Origin of the sequence: Micromonospora sp. M61 (genome assembly GCF_018070245.1) — a bacterium.
Lineage (GTDB): Bacteria > Actinomycetota > Actinomycetes > Mycobacteriales > Micromonosporaceae > Micromonospora > Micromonospora zamorensis.
In genome coordinates this window covers 1-19,390 of the sequence record NZ_JAGPYA010000090.1, presented here as the reverse complement: position 1 = coordinate 19,390, position 19,390 = coordinate 1, and the positions used below count along the sequence as shown (strand labels likewise).

Here is a 19,390-nt window from a genome sequence, read left to right as displayed (position 1 = left end):
ATCCAACAGTTTGACCGTCAGGACACCCAGAGAGACCAGAAGTGGCGATTTGTAAAGCAGTGACGCCGGCCGGGCACGGCGAGCCGGGAAGCTGAGCGGCGTGCCGGACCTACCCGCCCTGGGCGACCATGTGACGGACCTGCTGGGTCCGCACTACATGGGTGTCCTCGATCGCGCCGACAGCGACGCCGTCGACCGGCACCTGCGCGACTGCGCGCAGTGTCGGGTGACGGCCCGCGAGGTGTGCGAAGTCGTCGCCGCCCTCGCGCTGCTCAGCGACGACGTGGCTGTCGAGGAGGCGTCGCCGGTCACCCGACCGGCGGCGCCCGCTGCCCGCCGTGGCGGCTCGGGCTCGGTTCGTCCGGCCGGCGGGCGTCCGATGTCCGTCGGGCCCGGGCGGCAGCCGCGCCCCCGGCGGCAGCGGCTCGCGCTGGTGCGGGCCGGTCTTGCGCTAGCGGTGGTGCTGTTCGTCGGCTTCGGCGCCCTCTTCGTTCTGGATCAGGTGAGTGACGAGGCCGGGCCGGAGGTGGTGACGGTCGCGGCGAGCGGGAGTGAGCCCCGCACCGGCGCGGCGGCCTCGGTGTTCGCGTCGGAGACCGACAGCGGAGTGCACGTGCGGGTCACGGTCACCGGCCTGCGCGCCGGCACCGGCTACCAGCTGTACGCGGTGACGCTCGACGGCCAGACGCGCGAAATCGCGTCATGGACCAGCACCGACACGGTGCAGGAGGTCTCCGGTGACCTGCCGGTGGCGCTGGGCGACCTGGTCTTCGTGACGATCAGCGTGGCGAACGGCGCGCCGTCGGTCACGGTGCACCTTCCCCGAGCCACGTCCACGACACCGCGCTGAGGCACGCCGCCTTCGCACCTGTTGAGCGCCGGATGGCGGCGTGGCACGAAGGGATCGCGATGCCGCCGCAGATTGCCTCCGGCCGTGAACCACGATGCCGTCTCGGCCGTCGTGTGTGCAGATCCGCCCTGGGCGACGACAAAGGAAGTAGAGAATGTTCTGGATCACCCGGTCGGCACGTGGTGCCTGCCTCGCGGTGTTCGTCATGGTGGCTCTGATCGTCGGAGCCGTGAGCCCGGCTTCGGCCGCCGACGAATACGTCAAGTTCTACGCCGTCACGTCGTCGTACCAGGGAGAACCGGAGAACCTCACCAGCATCGCCGCCCGGTTCCTCGGCGACGGGGCGCGGTCCGTCGAGATCCGCAACCTCAACACCGGCCGCCGGCAACCAGACGGCGCCACCCTCAAGGAACCGGGCCAGTTGCGAGCCGGGTGGCTGCTGGTGCTGCCCTGGGACGCCGTCGGCGAGGGCGTCAAGTACGGAGTGCTGCCCGACAAGGCGCCGGCCGCGCCGGTCAAACCGCTGCCCGGCAAGGCCAAGGCCACGCCCACCGCCAAGGCGCGGCCCACCATCCCGCCGGAGCGGGTCTCCGGCGCGGCTGCGGTCCCGAGCAAGGCACCGACGCAGCCCCGCGCGAAGGCGGGGCAGTGTGCGACCACGGCGGCGTCGAGCAGTCGCTCCGACTGGGCGAGCTTGCGCCTGGCCGCCGACCAGGCCTGGCCGCAGAGCCGCGGCAAGGGGCAGCTCGTGGCGATCGTCGATTCCGGTGTGGACGGCAGCCTGCCGACGCTCAGTGGTCACGTGGCCGTCGGCATGGACATCACCAGCGGCAGCGGCCGCGGCGACACGGACTGCCTCGGCTCGGGCACCGCGATGGCCGGTCTGGTGGTTGGGCAGTCCACCAACGGCAGTGACGTCAAGGGCGTCGCCCCCGACGCCACGGTGATGCCGGTCCGGGTCGTGGGCAACGACGCCAAGGCCCAGCCGGCCGACTCTGCTGCGGCCATCGAGGCCACCGTCGAGGCGGGCGCGACAGTCATCGCGCTGGGCAACTTCGTCGACACGAGCAAGCCCGAGGTGGCCAAGGCGATCATGGAGGCGGTGGCACGGGACGTCGTCGTGGTGATCGGCGCTGCACGTGCTTCGGTACCGGTCAACCCGGGCGCGGAGATCGGCCCCGGTGTGCTGCGCGTGGGTGGTGTGGCAGTCGACGGCCAGCGAGCCGCCGACTATCGCGGTGGCGGCATCGACGTGGTCGCCCCGGGCGTCAACGTGAGCAGTGTCGGGATCACCGGGGTCGGCGCCGTCGCGGGTAGTGGCACCCAGTACGCGGTGGCCTTTGTCGCCGGCGCCGTCGCGCTGGTCCGGGCCGCGTACCCGGACCTGAGCCCGGAGCAGGTCGCCCATCGTCTCCAGGTGACGTCGGACAAGATGGGCGACGGCGCACAGCCCGACGGCCGATACGGCTGGGGCATGATCAATGCCGCCGCCGCGGTCACGAAGGTGCTGCCCGAGGAAGCCGAGGTGGCCTTACCGGGGCGGGAATCGGGCGGACGGCTCACCTCCGGCAGCTCCGGCGGACGGTCGGCGTTGCTGGCCATCGTGGCGCTGGTCGCGCTCGCGGCAGCGGTCCTGCTCGTGTTCCGGATCCGCCGGCTGCTGCGCGACGACACCGAGAACGACGGTGACGACGACGGCCCCGGGCCGGTGACCGCCGCGCCGCCGGTTCGCGGCGGCGCTCTTCCTCCGGCCTCCGCGCCACGGGCGCCGTCGGTCTCCCGGCGAACGGTCGGCGACCCACCGCCCTCGGACGGCGGGAAGCTGAACCCGGACGAAGAACAAGCCGACAGCACGGCGTCCGTGGCCAGCGACGGGCCGGGAACCCGGGCCGAGACCGTGGCACTGCCGAAGGCGTCGATCGGAGCCAGGTCGCCCCGGCAGCGTCCAGACGCGCCGTGACGACACCCGCTCGGGGCCGCCGGCGGGGTGATGCTGCCGCGCGACGCCCGGCGCCCCGTCCGCCAAGCTGACCCAGCGCAACGAGTGGTGCTGCTGGGTTTGTCGCGGCCGACGTGAACCGCGCGTCGCCAGGGCACGTTTCAAGCATTACTGGTGGAAAGTCGGTGAACCGAGGGTCTGATGCAGGTGGAAGAAGTCTCCGATACGGAAGCACATGTGGCGGACCTGCTGGCTCTCTACCACCTCGACGCGCTCGACCGGCGTAGTGCGGAGCAGGTCGGCCACCATCTCCAGTCGTGCCAGCAGTGCCGGGCTGCGGCGACCGAGGTGTGCGAGACGCTCGCCGCGCTGGCCCTGCTCAGCGACGACAGGGATCACCTGCTCAACCGCTACGGGGCGCTGGGGGCGGCGGTGCCGGCGGCCTTTCCGGCGCGGTTCGCGCCGCAGGAGCCCGCCGGCCAACCGGGCAGAGAGGCCCAGGAGACCGACCGACGCCGGTTCCGACTGCGGCGCGGCGGTACGGGTGCCGAGACGGCCACCGGGGAGGCGTCTGCCGCCGCTGGGCCGGACCTCGGGCGCAGGGAGCCACCGCAGCAGCGGGTGGCACCGGCACCGGTCACACCGCCACGGATCGCACCCCCAGCCGTCGCACCCCCAGCCGTCGCGCTGCCACGGGTCGCACCCCCGGCCGCACCCCCGCCGGCCACGCTGGTTGAAAAGCCCTCGCCCGTTCAGGAGCAGACCACGCCGACGGCCGTACCCTTGCCGACGCGGACCGCCCGACGGCCCGTCACGCATCCCGCCCAACGCGGCTTCGGCCGAGCGCCGGGCATCGCGCATCCGGACGACGGTCAGCGTGTCCGACGGAAGCGCCTCCTGTCCCGGCGTGCCGTTACTTTCGCGGGCCTGGGCGCCCTGCTCATGGCAGCCCTCACGGTGGCCGGAATCTCCGCGAGGGCGCTGCTCGCCCCGCCGGCCCCGGGTGTGCAGACGAACATCGTCCGCACCGCCGTCGCCTCGGCGACGGACCGGGACTCTGGCGCTAACCTGTCCGTCTTCCTGACCGAAGAACGCGACGGGGTCACCGTGCGGGCCACCCTGAGCGGCCTGGCCGAGGGCACCGGCTACCGGCTCTACGGCTACACCTTCGACGGCCGGCAGCGGCCGCTGGTCAACTGGACCGGCCGCGCCGGCGTGCAGGAGCTTGACGGTGAACTACCCGTCGGCATCGCTGATCTCTCCCACTTCGCCGTCACCCGCGGCACCCGGATCGTCGTCACGGCATACCTGCCCCGCGACGCCGGTGCGCCGGCCACCCCCGGCGAATGAGCAGGGTCACGATCTGAACCGGTCGCCGGCCCCGTTCGTCTGGGGGGGTATGCAGATCGGTGTCTACAGTCTCGGCGACCGCACCCCCGACCCGGTGACGGGCCGGGCGCCAACGGTTCACGAGCGGCTACTCAGCACGGCACGGATCGCCGAGCACGCCGAGGCGGCCGGGTTCGATGTCTTCGCCGTCGGAGAGCACCACACCCCGACGTACGCCGTGTCGGCGCCGGCTGTGCTGCTGGGCTACCTGGCCGCACGGACGAGCCGGATACTGCTCTCCACGGCAACGGCTCTGATCACCACGAACGATCCGGTCCGGATCGCCGAGGAGTACGCGACGGTGCAGCATCTATGCGGCGGCCGGCTTGACCTCATGCTCGGCCGGGGCATCTCCGGTCCGGTGTATTCGTGGTTCGGCCGCGACCCCGACGACAGTCGCCGGCTGGCGACCGAGAACTACCGGCTGCTGCGCCGGCTGTGGGACGAGGACACCGTCGACTGGTCCGGCGAGTTCCGTACGCCGTTGCGGGGTTTCACGGCGGTGCCGCGGCCGCTCGCGGACCATCCGCCGTTCGTCTGGCACGCGTCGGTGTCCAGCGAGGAGACAGTGGAACTGGCCGCCGCCCACGGTGACGGCTTCTTCGCCAACCACATCATGTGGCCCTGGCAGCACACGGCGCGGCTCGTACAGACCTTTCGCGAGCGGTACGCCGCGCACGGCCACGGCACCGCCGAGCAGGCGGTCGTCGGACTCGGCGGGCATGTCTTCGTCCGGCCGAGGTCACAGGATGCGGTCCGGGAGTTCCGGCCGTACTTCGACAACGCGCCCCTCTACGGCCACGGGCCCTCCCTGGAGGAGCACATGAACACCACACCGATGACGGTGGGGAGCCCGCAGCAGGTCATCGACGCGGTTCTCGGTTACCGCGAGTACGTCGGTGACTATCACCGTCAGCTCTTCCTGATCGACCACGCCGGGTTGCCGGTGAGCACGGTGCTGGAGCAACTGGACATCCTCGGTGCCGAGGTGCTGCCCGTGCTGCGGCGCGAACTCGCGGGCGGCCCTCGCCCGCGGTGATCCGCCGCTCGTAGGGCGCCCCGCCGCCACGCCGGCCGCGGGGCGCCCGCTCAGCACTCGTATACCGCCGCAAGCACCTTCTGGAGGCGGGCGCCTTCCGCAGCATCCATAGAGCCCTTGAGTTCCGCGAGCGCGTCGACCCAGATGTTCTTTTGGCCCGGTTCCAGCCGTCCGCGGTTGGCGGTGATGAAATCGGTCGCGTCGTTGAAGTTGCCCGCCTTGATCTGGCCGATGGTCCTGAGCAGAGAAACGGTGAAGTCGAACTGTTTGTGCTCCACCTCATTCGCGCCCAGACGGACCGCCTGGACCAGATCGACGAAGTCGCCGGTGGCCCCGGCGGAGCCCTGCGGGCCCTTCAGCTTGCCCGCTTCGTCCAGTCGAGCGACCGCCTGCAGCAGCGCATACGGCCGCACTTCCGGCGCGGCCTCCGTGAACTGGACCACCACATCCTCGTCCGGGCCGAAGCTCAGCAGGGGTTTGACCAGTGCGACGTTCATGCTGGCCGGGACCCGCTCGGCCATCCCGGCGGCCAGTTCTCTGTGCGCCGCGTTCGCCAGGTCCGGGCGCGACCGCAGCAGGTCGAACCGCTCGCGTACGCCCTGCGCACCCCACACCAGCGCGCCGAACTCCTCGGGTACGCGCTCGACGGCCGGTTGGGTCAGGCCGCGCGCGGCTTCGACCAACGTCGAATCGATATCCGACCAGGTGGCCCCCGCCCTCTCGGCGGTCACCGCTGCGGAGTTGGCTCCGCGGACCTTCCAGCTGTTGTCGAAGCTCGCCCCGGAGAGCCCGCCGGAAGTCTGTGGCACCTGGTGCACGAGAGCGACGCCGTACGTGCTGAGCAGCTTTGTCAGGCTGAGCTTCCCGACACTCTTCGAGCTGCCGGACACATCGGCGGTGGCGCCCCCACCACTGGTCACCACGATGGGTGTCTTGCCGGCTTGGGCGAGTTGTTCCAACCGCTCGTTCAGCCACTCGAACACGGGTCGGTCCACCAGCCCGTCACGCGCCGTGCCGAGCCATACGAAGTACTGGTTTGAGTTCGAGTCCAGGCCCGCGATGGCCCGGAGGGCCTTCGGCGGAGGCACCGCCCGGGCACCGGGCGCCGAACTGTCACTGAGCAGGTTCGGTATGTCCGCGTACGGCCGCATGATCGGGGCGAGAGACGCTTGCAGCCACTCCGGTGCCGGGCTGAGGTCGCCGTCGCCCGCACGGAGGCCGTGTAGTGCGGCCCCGGGAACATCGCGCCACGGCCACATTGGCTCCAGGATGTCCATGATCTGCTGGAGGTCCGCAGGACGGACCTTCATCTGCGCGCCCGCCGGCTCCTTGCCGTTCGGGGGTTGATGGTCGGCCGCGCCGATGGAACGCAGCACCTCGTGCGCGTAGAACGCCGGGGATTGACCCCATGCCCAGCCCTCGTCCACTTCAGCCGTCGGTGAAACCACCGGCCTTATCAGGTGCGCCTGCCCGGCATCGACGAACTGCACCTCGACCCGAAGTTGACGGTCGGCCATCGGCAGTTGGTGTCCGGGCTCGTTGAGGTGAGACTGCACCCCCTTCGTCGTCAGCTTCTTGACCTCCGACACGGCGACTGGGTCTCCGGTCAGGTGCACCCGCAGGACGAAGACCAACTCCTTGTCGCTGCGCACGAGTTCGTACCACACGACGGGGGGACCAGATGCGGGCCTCTTGCCCTTCGGGTCGGCGTGGGCGCCGTCCGCCACCAAGGGTCTGTTGGTGATGTCCACCCGGCTCACGTCGGCGGGAGGACGGATCGCGTGCAGGCCCGCCTCCGCCTGCCGGAGCGAGCGGTGGAGCCGACCGGCGGTTGAGAGAGAAGCTGCGGACGGATTGTCAGGATGTGCAGCGCTGCCTCCCGCATAGTCGGGAAATTCCTTGGCCCGGTTCTTTGCCGGTATCACGGCCGCCAGTGCCTTGTCCGGAATTCCCAGAGCCCGAGCATCCGCCTTCGACACGACGATGTCGGTGTACCCGATCGCCGGAATCTTGTGCACATCGCGCTTCCCAGGCCACTCGACCTCGTACTGCAACCGGGCGTGCACGACGAACAGGGCCGTGCTCGTACGCAGCCACGCCCGGTGTTCGTTCGAACGCGTCTGATCGGTACCGCGGGTCGCGCCTCGCTGCTTACCGCCGGACACGGTGCCTCCGACCCAGTTAACGGGATCCGTCGGGGCGGCGACTGTGAGCGCCACGGTGAAATTGGACCGCCGGTTGTCGGTGGCGCCGTGGCTGACGATATCGGTGCCGTGGTTGTACTTCTCGATCTCTGCCTTCTCCACCCAGTAAAGGTCTTCAACCTCGGCGAAGCGGGCCTTCACAATGAAGCCTCTGGGTCCAGGGTCAAGGTCCGCAATCGCTGTCGACAGCGATCGGAACCGGGCGCCCTCATCCGTGAGCATCGCCCCCAGATTCTTGGGCAACGTCTCGTAGTTGAGTTGATTACTGGTGTCCTTCAACGTCCCGCGCCGGCCGAGGCCGGCCGACGAGATTGCCGTGTGCATCGCACCGAGCCCGCGTATGGAGACGACCTGCGCGGTCTGCGGGAGCGTCTGGCTCAGACCGAATTCAGGACGGGGCCGGTCTGCTCCCAGGGTGGTGGAGCCGCCAGTGGGTTCGCTGACGATGAGCTCAACGGTGACATCGAAGGGCTGGGGTTCCAGACTCGCGCCGAAAATGTTCTTCAGTGTTGCCGTCGTGCTGTGTGTGGTCTCCTTGATCGAGCCAAAGAACTTCACTTTCTGGGAGTAACCGGTCAGGTTGTTGGCGCGCACACCTGCCATGGTCAGCAGGTTCGAGCCGTGAGTGTCACTGCGGCCGGCGCCCCGGCTGACTCCGCCCTGTACGGAACCAGCCACAAACCCAAAGTCGAACCCCTCCGCCGTGTCGCCCTCTTCGGGCTGAGACGGCTGGCCCAGCCCGCCCAAACTGCCGACCAGAGCGTTCGCGCTGGTGAAGCGGCGGGTTTCGTTGAGTGCGTCGTTTCCACGGGTGTAGGACTTGGTGCCGCTACCGCTGTCATGACTGCCCGTGGCCTGGCCCACCTGTTCAGCACTCAACGTTATCTGGAACGTTCGTTGATCGTCATCGACGTAGGACTGGGACATGCCACCGTCGAGTGCCTTCCCCATAAAGGGATTCACGATGGCAGGCACCGAGGTGACGTAGTTGGCGAGCCCGTTGGATTTGAACGGCTCCGCCGCCTTCGCCAACGCCGTGACGAGCGGACCAACGCCTGTCTGCTCGTTGCTACCACTGAGCAGCATCTGCCACACCGTCACCCCGTGGGACCAGTGCCTTTGACCACTGGACGACCTCACCGCAGTCGTCAGGGTGGCCGGCGGCGGCGCGGTCGATTTCGCTTCTGCTATCTGGTCGGCAATAACGTGGGCGTTGGTGAAGAGACTGGCGTACGGGATCACGTCTGTCGTCTTCATGTTCAACAGCACCTCGCCCGCCACCCATTTTACGGTTTTGCCCACCTGGACCCGGTGGACTACCGCAGAACGGACGATCACACCCGAGGCATCCTGGAACAGGCCCGAATACTTACCCACCGTGTTCGACTTGACGGCTACCTTTCCCCTCCCCTTCACCCGGGCACCGGCGCCGGTTCCGACTACCAACTCACTGTTTCCAGCGTCGCTCTTCGGGGCGTCTTCGGAAACGGGTTTCAAGCCGCTCTTTCCGATGAATCCACCGACCCCGAACCCTGCCTGCCACAGGTTATCCGCACCGGCCTCCTTGCCATCCTGGGCTTCGGTGACCTGCTGCGAGTAGGGCTTCCACACTTTCACGATCTCTGGAGTCCCCACCAGTGCGGCGGTCAGACCCGCCGCCTCGTCGCCGACCGGTATCGCCACGCTCGCCCCCGTCAACGCCCTGAGCAGGAAGCCCTTGTAGGCCTGCCGGCTCATCGCATTCGACAGAAACGACTCCAACTGCTGCGCCTGTGCCTCCGGATCTGGCCCCAGTTTTTCCTGAGCCCGAGCGACCCGCCCGCGCACCCCGTCCGAAAATATCCGCCTGCGCTCGTCCGTGATCGCCTGCGCCATCGCGTCCTGCAGCTTCTCCGCAGCAAAGGTTCCGAGTACGGTGTAGGCGGTGGCGTTCATTCTGGTTATCGGAGACTGGGCATTCGGATCTTTCATGGCGCGCTCCATGAATGCAACCGACAGGTTCTCGGTGGTCATCGGCGGAACGCTGCCTGAGCCGGGTTCGATGACGAGCCTGTCTAAGCCTTTGGTGTCTCCGGTGTCGTTGATTTTGTCCGGCTGCAGAATGAGGACCTTTGCGTCAACTGTGCCGGATTCTACTTGGTCGGCGGCATTACCTGCGGGTTTGACCGCCCAGTGCCACCGAATTTTCACCTCGAAACTCCGGCTTTTCATCTTTTGGCCGTCGGTGTCGGAGAGCACCGAACTGGACTGCGTCCGTCCGACGTTCTCGGACTCTCTGGAGCTATACTGAGTGTTGAGTGTGCCCTGCATCGAAGCGCCACCCTTGCTCCCGCCCGCGCCGGCGAAAATTCCACCTTCCCGGGCCGAGACCTTGGCGTCCTTGATGGTGGTCGTCTCCGTATTCATATGACCGTACTGCAGCTCGTAATCGGTCTGCCCCTTGTAAGAGGAGCGGAGGGTTTCGGCCGTCAGGGCAACGGTGAGGGCATTTTCCATGCGGACCGGCGAATCGGGATGCCTGAAGATCCAGACGAGACCACGGCCGTTCAGCCTGGAGTCCATCACATCGTCCGCCCTGGACAAGAGATTGTCCTCCGACAGCTCACGAATGAGCGTCTGCCAGTTCCGATAGTCCAGGCCGGGATTATTTTCCAGCTCGCCGGTTACCGGCATCTTCTGCAAGATGTCCCACGGCTCCGTGGCTCCGCCACGTGCGGTGTTCGCCACCTTGGGAAGGTGCCCTCCGTTGACCAAAGGCGGAACGATCTTGTTATAGAGACCTTCAACGCCTTCCAGGTGATCGACGACGTCCATCGTCAGGCCCCAGCCGGCGCCAGGGTTCCACCAGCTGGGAGCAGGGGAGTTCGTCGCCTTCTCCGACTTACCCGCGGCAGCAGCGGTCTCGTCGGGCTTGGGCTTACTGGACGAAGGCGTGACGGCGCTTGGGGTGCTCACCTTCGCGAACTTGTCCTTGTGCACCAGGACGTGCGCGAAGCCCGACACATTCTCGTGGTCCTCGTAGGGGACGTGCCTAGGGCGACCGGCCATCAGGTCCTTGTCGCGGTGATGGTGAATTCTCAGCTCTAGGTCGAAGTCGATCGCCGCCACCTGCAGGTTGTTCACGACCCGAACGGCACGGGTGGTGAAAGTCCGCCTCTGCTGGCTGAACTGGCCGACTCTGTTGCCGAAGGGCTTCTGAATGCGCCCGCCGAGCCGAGCCACCCGAGAGCTCCAGAGCCGCGCCAACTCGTTCGCCGTCGCACGGTGCGCGGAGTCGTTGTTCAGAGTGACCTGGGTCCTGAGCACGGAGGCCACCACCCGGTCGATCCGGGTCTCCCCGCTTTTGCTCACCTGACTGATCTTGGTGAGGCTCATGATTGGCTTGTTGTCCTTGGCACCGAGGCTCAAGCTGAGGCGACGACCGTTGCTCTCGAGTAGCACTCGGAACGTCTGCTGGTAGCCGCGTTCGTCCTTGGGGCGCAGAAGATTCTGGAAGTGCAGAGCAAGCTCATCGTTGGACAGGTATCGCTCAAGGTGGGTTTTCCAGAACGCGTAATCCGCGGGCTTCAGAATTTTCCGGACGGAGGCGATCACCTGGTCCGCGAGTTGGATCCGGGTGACGGCATGATCCATGCTCCACACCTCGAAATCGCTCGGATCACTGATCGGGATCTTTCTCCCGTAATCAGCGTCAGTCTTCGCCTTCAGCTCATCGCTTTCGCTCTGCTCTTTCGAATAGGGCAGACTAAACTCCGGCACCGCGTATCGAATCTTATTCGTGACCGGTCTCCCCTCGCTGTCCGTGAAGATGCGCTGGATCCACCGACCGCCCTCTTCGTCCTTGGTGAGGGTGCCCTCCCGAACAGCATTGACTACGGTCGGCACGCCCACGAACTCGGACGCGGCGTCGCGCTTGCGGTGGTATGTCCTGCGCTCCTGAACGCGCAGCGCCCAGTTCACATCAAGGGTCACCCATCCCAGTTTCTCCTTGATTCGGACTTGCTGGTACTTGGCCTTGGTGGTGCTGCTGAGAGCCCGCTTCCCAGAACCGCTGGTGTGACCATAGGTCACCGTCGTGTCGGCCCGGACGCCTAACAGGTATCGATGGGCTGGACCGCCGTCGAAGTACGTCGACCGCGTCTGCATCTCCGAGTTTGCCGATTCGAGAAAGCTGTAGGTGCGGCCTTCCAGCGCGCCCTCGAACAGGCCGCTCTTGCCGGGAAGGCTTTCGGGCTCAACCTCCGGGTCCCGGATCGGAATCGCCCAGAGCCGGATATCGTAGATCCTGCCATCGACGGTAATCTCCAGTGGTGTGCCGTCATCGAGCGTCTGACCAAAAAGAGACGTGATCTTACGTTTGACGACATCCTCGGTGATCTGATTACCGCTGAACGGCACAGACTGGTTGATCCAAGCGGTCAAATCGGACACGAACGGGCCCAATTCGATAGTGTGGAAAGCGGTCACCATCCGGCTGTAATCCCGACCGCCGTCCCCCAGGACTGGTCTGGGGCCGGGCTTCTCCGTGCCGGGCCGCCACTTCTTGAGCGCCTTGTTGGCGAGATCCTGCCGGATCTGTCGATGATTGAATGGTTGGTCGACGCCGCCGATGCGCAAGCGGGACTCGGGGCGCGACAGGTCGGCGAGGTCCCGCAGCACGTCCGGGGTCACCTCGTCATGGCCCAGCAGCTCCCGTGCCATCTGCTGGTAGTGGAACAGGCCCATGGGGGTGTAGCGGCGATCCCACGATTTGGTATAGAGCCGGCGCCGGATCGCGACCAGTCGTTCGAGGTCCGCGTCAGAGATGCTCACCGGGGGGCTTGCCGCCTCCAGCCGGGCGCGAAGTGCCTTCACCTCCCGGTTGCGCTCTTGCGCCGAGTCACCGTTTTCCAGTTTTCCCGTGATCCGTTTCGTATGCCTGGCGGAGACAGGTTGCGTTACCTTGCCAAATCCTGGCGAACTCCCGGCCAGGGAGATCAGCCGCTTCGGCAAGAGAGGTTTTTCCTCCCACCAGGCCCGCCGAGCGTTCCTCTCCTCGGCGATGCGCCCCACGTCCCGCAAGTTCAAGGAGGCTTCGCCACCCAGCTTGCCATGAATCAACTTCTCCAACACATCCAGCGGCAGGGGGCCGGGCGGAACGTTGTCTAAATGCGTCTTGGAGTAACGAGGCTGGGCCCAGTCGAGGAAGACGTCCAAATTCTTGATTGCTGTTTCGTACTGCGCCCCGGTGAGGTTCGGTACATTGACGAGCAGGTGCAGAGCGAGCCTCAGCAGCTCGTGCCTTCGATCATCGGTCGCCTCGGGTTTTACCCCATTGATATATCTCGCCACTTTACGCTCGATGCTGCCCCTCTCGCCCGTCCGCTTCCGCGCCCCTGCGAGGTCTTGCTTGAGAATGGCGTAGCCGTGCCGTCGGCGCAGTGAGTCCAGCCCTACAGGTTCGCCCTCGGTGCGATTTTCGTACGCCTCCTTGGCGTACGACGTCAGAGTCGCGATATGCTCTTCGGTGACCTGAGCAGCCGATGGCTCGAGAATCGCCCGGACCATCGGGATAAACTGGTGGCGCGCGGCAGCGGTCGATGGCGTGGAGTGCATCCGGGTCAGTGGTATGGATTCACCGTGGCCCGCCTCGACAGGATGGATGTCCTGCTCGACGCTCGGTCGACTACTGTCTGTTCCCTGCCGAGCAGCCTCCAGCGCCTGGATCTCGACCCAAAAATCACGGTGCAAAACGCTGCGGAGGAAGTATTCGGCTCGTCTCTCCGGGTCAGCCGTGCCGCTCGCCTTATTCTCGAACGACCGGGCCGCGTTTTCACCTTCTTGCTGCCACTTCTGCAGGGTGCTGTGATCCGCCTCGAAGATGACATCAGTGACAGGTTTGTTCGGCAACTCCCGGGCTTTTCGGGCGTCGGCGAACTCCTCACGTAGACCTTCGATTAAGCTGTCCACTGCCTTGAAGCCATTGTCGTCAGGCGACACGTTCGCGCCGGCGAGCTTCTCTCTGATGGCCACGGCCACGCCATCGAGCCAGGCTAGTTCCCGCTCCGACAGCGCAGGGTCCGGAAGTGATACCGAGATGGAGTCCGGACGCCTAGGCAGCGGCGCCGATGCCTCCAAGCCCCACGGGTGCATCCTCACGGACACTTCGTGCGTGCGCCCGGAGGCGATGGCGGTGACCTTCGCCTGCTGCCACTTTGCGAGTCCGTCAAGATGCGACATCAACTCGGCGTAGGTTTTGACGGCCATCGGCGCGCCGAGCGCGGACGGCGGGTCCGCAGCCCATGGCGGCAGCGCGACGGCCACCGCACGCGGTGCGCCGATCTCGACGGTGTCGGCCGCCAGTCGCAATTGACCGCGCATCGGCTCATAGGCGCTGGCTGCCTGACTATCCACAGCTGCGGTGAGGTCTGCCAGCAGATGCGCCTGAGGTATCAGCCGGACACCGGTCGCGGAAGCCGAACTGGTGACGCTGCGCTGGGTGTTGATGGGTAGAAACCGGTCGTCGGCCGGATCGACCAGATCGGACCGTTCCGGCAGATCGAGGTACACGCCGAAATGGTCGACGGCGGACAACGCCGCCTCGCGGCTGATGGTTCTACTGAATTCCGGGGGAAGGCTCACCGATAGGCGAGCGACAGCCGACGACCCCTGGAGCCGTAATGCCGCTCGCACGCTCTGCGCGCCCAGTGCGTCCTGGTGCATGTGTGCCTGCACCAAGCCGGCGATTGGCTGCACACCTCGAACGTGGGGAGGCACGTCCGTGAGGGTGCGTTCGAGCCTGAGGTAGATGCCGGAAGCGACCGGTGTGAAACCGTTGAAGCAGATTGGCGGAGTGAAGGTGCCAGGCATCAGACACCAGCCTTATCGTGACATGCGGCCATGAATTCCCGTATGCTCCTCAGCTCCGCTTTGCCCTCCGGAAACATCGGCACAAAGACATTACTGATCATGAAATGCCAGAAGACGCGATCAGTGCCGGTGAGACAGTCAGTGGCCTTGAGTCGCTCGCGCCAACCGGCTGGGGCTCTCCCTATACGTTCGAAATCGGCGATCACCGCCACCATGGCGGCGTGCGCGCGGAAGATCTCGGGCTGGCCCGGACGGCGGGCCGCCCGCTCCCCCTCAAGTTCCCCCTTGGCTCTCACCACTGCCAGCACGTCAGCGAGGCTGACCTTCGTTATTTCGGGATCTTTCGCGGCCTGCAGCAATTCCCGCAACCACAGGAGGCCCGTCACATAGTCGCCGACCGCTTGGCCGAGGCGGGCCGCGTCCAGGGGGCGCGAGGTGAGATAACCGAGGAACAAACTGGAGTCGGCCGTCTGGGTGTGCGGTTCAATCGCATCCATGAGCGAGGCGTGCTGCGGTTCCAACGGGCGCTCACCGCCAAGTTCCGGGTCTTCCTTCGCCCGCAACCCCTGCTCGATCAGGGCCCGGTGCGCCTCCAGGGTCAGATTCGGCCGGTAGAAGGGCTGGTCTTTGACCTGCCCGATGCCATACCGGGACGGCCGCTCGCCGTTGGCCGCGCTCACTGAGACCAGATGAGTCAACTCCCGCAGGACCTCACGCGTGAGCAGCTCGGACGAGTGCTGCTCCAGGTATGACTCGACGCCTTTCCACGTCGACTGATTGATGAGACCTGCCACCAGATCCGAGGGACCAGCTTTTGGCTTGTCGGCAAGCGCCACGGCTCGCGCCAACGCACCTCCGGTGAGGCTCTGGTATTGCTCCGGGTAGCTCGACAGGGGCCCCTCCACAGCCCAGAACCTCTCGAAGCCAAGCATCGTCGGTTGCACCGATGACCGGCCGTGCTGGTTGACAACGATCGATTTCAGTTGGTCGTTGTCCTCCGTGGCGACGACCACGCTGATGGCGGGGTTCTTCTCCAAGACGTGATGCAGGCTGTTGGCGGTGAGTTCGTCCAGGGTGGACCCGTGCTTGGACCGTACGCCGCGGCGGACGTTGACCAGGACGACCGGGCCGTCATGGCTGTCGAGTTTCGCCATGATCTCCTTGGTCGCGGCGTACGGCCCATCCGGGCCGAGCAGAATCGTGTCGCCCCTTCGTCGGGCGTTGGCCGACAGCCGCGGCGTCCACGTCGGCTCGGGCGGCAGTTCCGGCCCGTACGGCAATCCCTCCGGCCCGACGAGCACGAATTCGCTGTGTGGGTCCTCCAGGCCGGCTGCTCTCTCGTCGACAGCCCCGTCCAAGACCACCGAAGCGACCGGCTGTGTTCCGTTCGCCCACCCCAGCCTCCCGGCGTGGTCCATCACCATCCAGAGCGACCCCGCCGTACGACTCTCGGAAGAGGCGTGAACCAGTGCGGCGGACGCCCGACCCGACTTGAACTCCCGCAGCACGTTCGCCAGAGGCATGGGCCGCGGCTCCCAGCCGAGGGCGGCGTTCAGGCCCGTTCGGGACAGCGGGCTCGTGGAGGCGAGCAGTTCCGCGAGGGGCAGCTGTGGCAGGTCGCCGAAGGTCGCGTAGTACACGCCGGCCAGAGGCGTGAGATCGCCCGCTACGAAGCCGTCGCCGCCGGCTGTCGGGCTCCCACCGGTCGCGGAATAGCTGGCCAACTTGGCCACGGACGGTGGTTGGGTCCCCGTGGTCAACTCCCCAAGCTTTTGGCGGTTCGCCACCAGCGCGTCGGGCAGCAGGCGGTAGGCGGTAGCTGACCTACCGGTCGTACCAAGCTTTTCTGCCGATTCGATCGGCACGAGACGGCCCTCCGGGACCGTCGGCGCGCCCTCGCCGACGGCACTTCCCGGCACGCCCATCACGATGCCCAAGCGGTCCTGCAGCCTGACGGCGCCGGTCAGATCCAGGAGCCCGAAGGTCCTGGACGAGAACGGGACCACCACCAGCTGACCATCGGCGGCTACCAGACCGTGTAGATAGGCACGAAGGCTTTCGGAGGGTTGGTCGGGAATGATCAACGCGACACCAGCCGGGGGCCGGGTCTGCCTGGCCAGGTCGTACACCTGACTGTCGATCACCCTCGAGCCCGAGTTGTTCCCGTCCAAGACTGTGCCGGAGGGCGACCGTACCGGCTCATTTTGGTACACGAACACGCCGAGCCCGGCCAGGGTGAACCATTCAGGGCAGTCCGCCAGCACTTCCACGCCGCACCTCTTCCACTCCGCCGGTCATGGTCGACGGTCGTCCTGTCACAGGGACACCAGCAAGTCCTCTCTTCACGCGACACCCACCACGGCCGGCCCGATCTCCGGGTCGTCGTCCAGGAGCCGGGCGGACGAGGCCGTGCTGCGCCACCTTCAGCAGGTCCACGGTCCGGTGCTGCTCAGCTTCCTGACCAGGTTGACCCGGGGCGACGTACGCCGGGCCGAGGACATCGTCCAAGAGACGCTGCTACGTGCCTGGCGTGATCCGGAGGCTCGCAACGCTGACGGCCGGTGGAGTCGGGCGTCGGTGGCCGAGGTCGCCGAGGTCCTGCACGTGCCGCCGGGAACGGTGAAGTCACGCACCTCCTACGCTCTGCGGGCATTGCGCGAGGCACTGGCCGGACGCGAAATTCGACATTCGGGAACCGCCGGCGGAACGCGGCCCCCGCGTAGGGCATGACACTCTGCTCTGCGGAACGCAGTAGATGAGCGAACAGATGACTGATCGCAAGCCGCCACGACGATCATGGCGGCGGGCGCCCGGGACGGAGCCGGAAGCGGGTCCGATCCTTGGCGGCACGTGCCGCGTCGTTGGTCTGGTCCCCCACGCCCAGCGCGCGCTCAGGCCGCGGTGCGGCTCAGCCGGCGAGGGTGGCTGAAGTGGCCCAGTTCGATCGCCATCCGGGTCAGCTCCGCCTTGTTGCTGACGTTCAGTTTCGCGCGGATCCGCTTCGCGTACGTATTGACCGTCGCCTGCGAGAGGCCCATGCGGGTCGCGATCTGCGCGTGCGTGAAGCCGGAGGCGATGAGCCGCAGCGTCTCGACCTCCCGCGGCGCCAGGCCGTTCTGCTCCTCGCCCCCGCCGCGGGCGAGCTCGCCCTGAAACTGATCGACCAGCCGCGGGCAGATGTAGAAGCCACCGCGGATGATCACCCGCACCGCCTCCCGCACGTCACGCTGTTCGCTGAGGCTGCTGAAACAACCCCGCGCCCCGGCCCGGACGGCGGCCAGCAGGCTCGGTGACCGGTGCCACGCCGCGCTCACCAGCGGCCTGCCCACCGTTGCCGCCCTCGCGATGTTGTCCGTCCCGCCTGACGGCAACTCCAGCACCACCGCGTCGAACGTCTGACCACCGGCCAGCAGTTCGTCCACGTTCGCCACGGTGGCCGCGACGCGCAGACCGCCGTCGTCGGATGCCAGCTTTTCCAGGCCAGCCCGGGAGATGGGCTGATCGGAGACGATGGCCACTGTCAACACCGGGGCTCCTCCAAGCTGTCGGGCCCGTGTTCCACGGGCGCCACTGAGACGGATCCCGGCCCCGTCCGGTTCACGAACCGCGGAAATCCGCCAGCGTCCCGGTCGGTTGCGGTGGCGATGCCCCCCGATGAGGGACTTTCCGTTTCCCGTACGGATCGAGCATGCTCGCCTGGTGTCTCGCGGCGCCCCGGCGTTCGGCGAGGATGGGCAGGGAGCCCGGTGAGGGCTCGGACCAGCGAAGCGGACCGGGGATTGATATCTGTGGCGGACGGCACCGAGCACGTCGAGGAGTTGCTCGGGCTCTACTACCTCGACGAGCTCGACGTGGCCTCGGCCCACCGGGTGCGCGCCCACCTCGACGCGTGCGGAACCTGCCGCGACGAGGCGGCGCAGGTGTGCGAGGCGCTCGCGGCGATGGCCCTGCTCCTCGACGACCGGGAAGGGCTGGCCAGCATGTACGGCGCGCTCGGCACGTCGGTGCCACCGGCGTTCCCGGCCCGGTTCGCCCCGATCGAGGAGCGCGAGGAGCCCCGGTCCCGAATCGGCTGGCCGCCTCGATCACGCCGGTCCGGCCGCAGCCGCCCCACGGAGTCCGCAGCCCTGACTGATGCGCCGGCGCCCGAACCGCCGCCGCCCGCTCCGACGACGCGCACCGCCGTCGCGCCGGCCAAGGAAACCTCCGCTCCCACGGTGCCGCCCGCCGTGCCGAACGCCGCGCCCACCGTGCCGCCCGCTGGGCCCACGGTGCCGCCCGCCGCGCCGCCCGCCAAGCCCGCCGCGCCCGCTGGGCGTGCTGTGCCGGCTGCTGCACCCGCCGCGCCGGCTGCCGCACCTGCCCTGCCGGCCGTATCGCTCACGGCACCGACCGTCGCGCCCATGGTGTCGACCGTCGCGCCTGTGGTTGCCGCCGCCGATCCGGCTGCCACGCCGGTGCTACCGACGATCGCGCCGGGCGTACGCACCAAGCCCGTGAAGCGGCCGGCGCCGTCGACCGTGCCTGCTCCGATGCCCCTGACCACGCAACCGGCCGGGCAGACGCGACCGGTCCGGCATACCGGGTCGCTGATCGTTTCGATCGGGTTGCTGGCCGCGACCGTCACGCTCGGCGGAACCACCGCGACAATGCTCCTGCGCGAGCACGACGGCGAGCCCAGCACACCGACGGCCCGCGCCGCCGTGAGCGCGGCGGCCTCGACGACCGACGTGGACAGCGGGGTTCGCATGACGGTGACGCTGACCGCCAAGGACGGGTCGACCGAGGTGCGCGCGAAGCTGACCGGTCTGACCAGGGGGACCGGCTACCGGCTGTACGGCTACGGCCCGGACGACAACCGATGGGCGGTCGTGAACTGGACCGGCGGGGCGGGCAAGGAGCAGGAGGTGTCCGGCACAGTGCCCGCCGCGATCGCCGGCATCTCGCACGTGACGGTGCTGCGCAGCGACCGCAAGACCGTGGTGACCGTGTACTTCTCGCACGACGCCGAAGCTGAGATCGGCCCCAACGGCGGCTGAGGCTCAGGCGGTGCTGGTGCCGTCCGGGACTGTGGAGTTGATGTCCGCGCCGGCGTAGATCTGGGCGGCGTTGTTGAGCCT

Annotated in this window: 9 protein-coding genes; 6 read left to right on the top strand and 3 right to left on the bottom strand. The window is 67.4% G+C overall.

The features are described from left to right. Nucleotides 1-100: 100 nt before the first annotated feature. From KBX34_RS31080 to KBX34_RS31065, 4 genes are all read left to right on the top strand, one after another. Nucleotides 101-850 (top strand): zf-HC2 domain-containing protein, encoded by a 750-nt coding sequence (locus KBX34_RS31080; RefSeq protein ID WP_210793733.1) that lies wholly within the window; start codon nt 101-103, stop codon nt 848-850. A 154-nt stretch (nt 851-1,004) separates the two neighbouring features. Next, nucleotides 1,005-2,810 carry a S8 family serine peptidase gene (locus KBX34_RS31075; RefSeq protein ID WP_210928575.1) on the top strand — a complete coding sequence of 602 codons (1,806 nt, stop codon included), beginning with the start codon at nt 1,005-1,007 and terminating at the stop codon, nt 2,808-2,810. A 216-nt stretch (nt 2,811-3,026) separates the two neighbouring features. After that, on the top strand, nt 3,027-4,139 hold the full coding sequence (locus tag KBX34_RS31070; protein WP_210928573.1) for a zf-HC2 domain-containing protein: 1,113 nt from the start codon (nt 3,027-3,029) through the stop codon (nt 4,137-4,139). Between the two features lie 49 nt (nt 4,140-4,188). Further along, complete coding sequence (locus KBX34_RS31065) at nt 4,189-5,217, top strand: CE1758 family FMN-dependent luciferase-like monooxygenase (RefSeq protein ID WP_210928571.1); 1,029 nt, start codon at nt 4,189-4,191, stop codon at nt 5,215-5,217. A 50-nt stretch (nt 5,218-5,267) separates the two neighbouring features. Here KBX34_RS31065 and KBX34_RS31060 read toward each other — a convergent pair whose 3' ends face one another. Both KBX34_RS31060 and KBX34_RS31055 read right to left on the bottom strand, forming a co-directional pair. Continuing rightward, a complete protein-coding gene (locus KBX34_RS31060; protein WP_210928570.1) occupies nt 5,268-14,270 on the bottom strand; it encodes a hypothetical protein in 9,003 nt (3,000 codons plus the stop codon). After that, nucleotides 14,270-16,540: a hypothetical protein gene (locus tag KBX34_RS31055; protein WP_210928568.1), complete on the bottom strand. Its 2,271-nt coding sequence runs from the start codon at nt 16,538-16,540 to the stop codon at nt 14,270-14,272. The genes KBX34_RS31060 and KBX34_RS31055 overlap by 1 nt, the downstream gene beginning before the upstream one ends. A 139-nt stretch (nt 16,541-16,679) precedes the next feature. Here KBX34_RS31055 and KBX34_RS31050 point away from each other — a divergent pair, with 139 nt between their 5' ends. Next, complete coding sequence (locus tag KBX34_RS31050; protein ID WP_210928566.1) at nt 16,680-17,000, top strand: sigma factor; 321 nt, start codon at nt 16,680-16,682, stop codon at nt 16,998-17,000. A gap of 161 nt (nt 17,001-17,161) precedes the next feature. Here KBX34_RS31050 and KBX34_RS31045 read toward each other — a convergent pair whose 3' ends face one another. Continuing rightward, the gene (locus tag KBX34_RS31045) at nt 17,162-17,788 is read right to left on the bottom strand and encodes a response regulator transcription factor (RefSeq protein WP_210793726.1); all 627 of its coding nucleotides are present in this window, start codon (nt 17,786-17,788) and stop codon (nt 17,162-17,164) included. A gap of 270 nt (nt 17,789-18,058) precedes the next feature. Between KBX34_RS31045 and KBX34_RS31040 the strand changes: the two genes are divergently transcribed. Next, a complete protein-coding gene (locus KBX34_RS31040; RefSeq protein WP_210928564.1) occupies nt 18,059-19,309 on the top strand; it encodes a zf-HC2 domain-containing protein in 1,251 nt (416 codons plus the stop codon). Nucleotides 19,310-19,390: the final 81 nt, after the last annotated feature.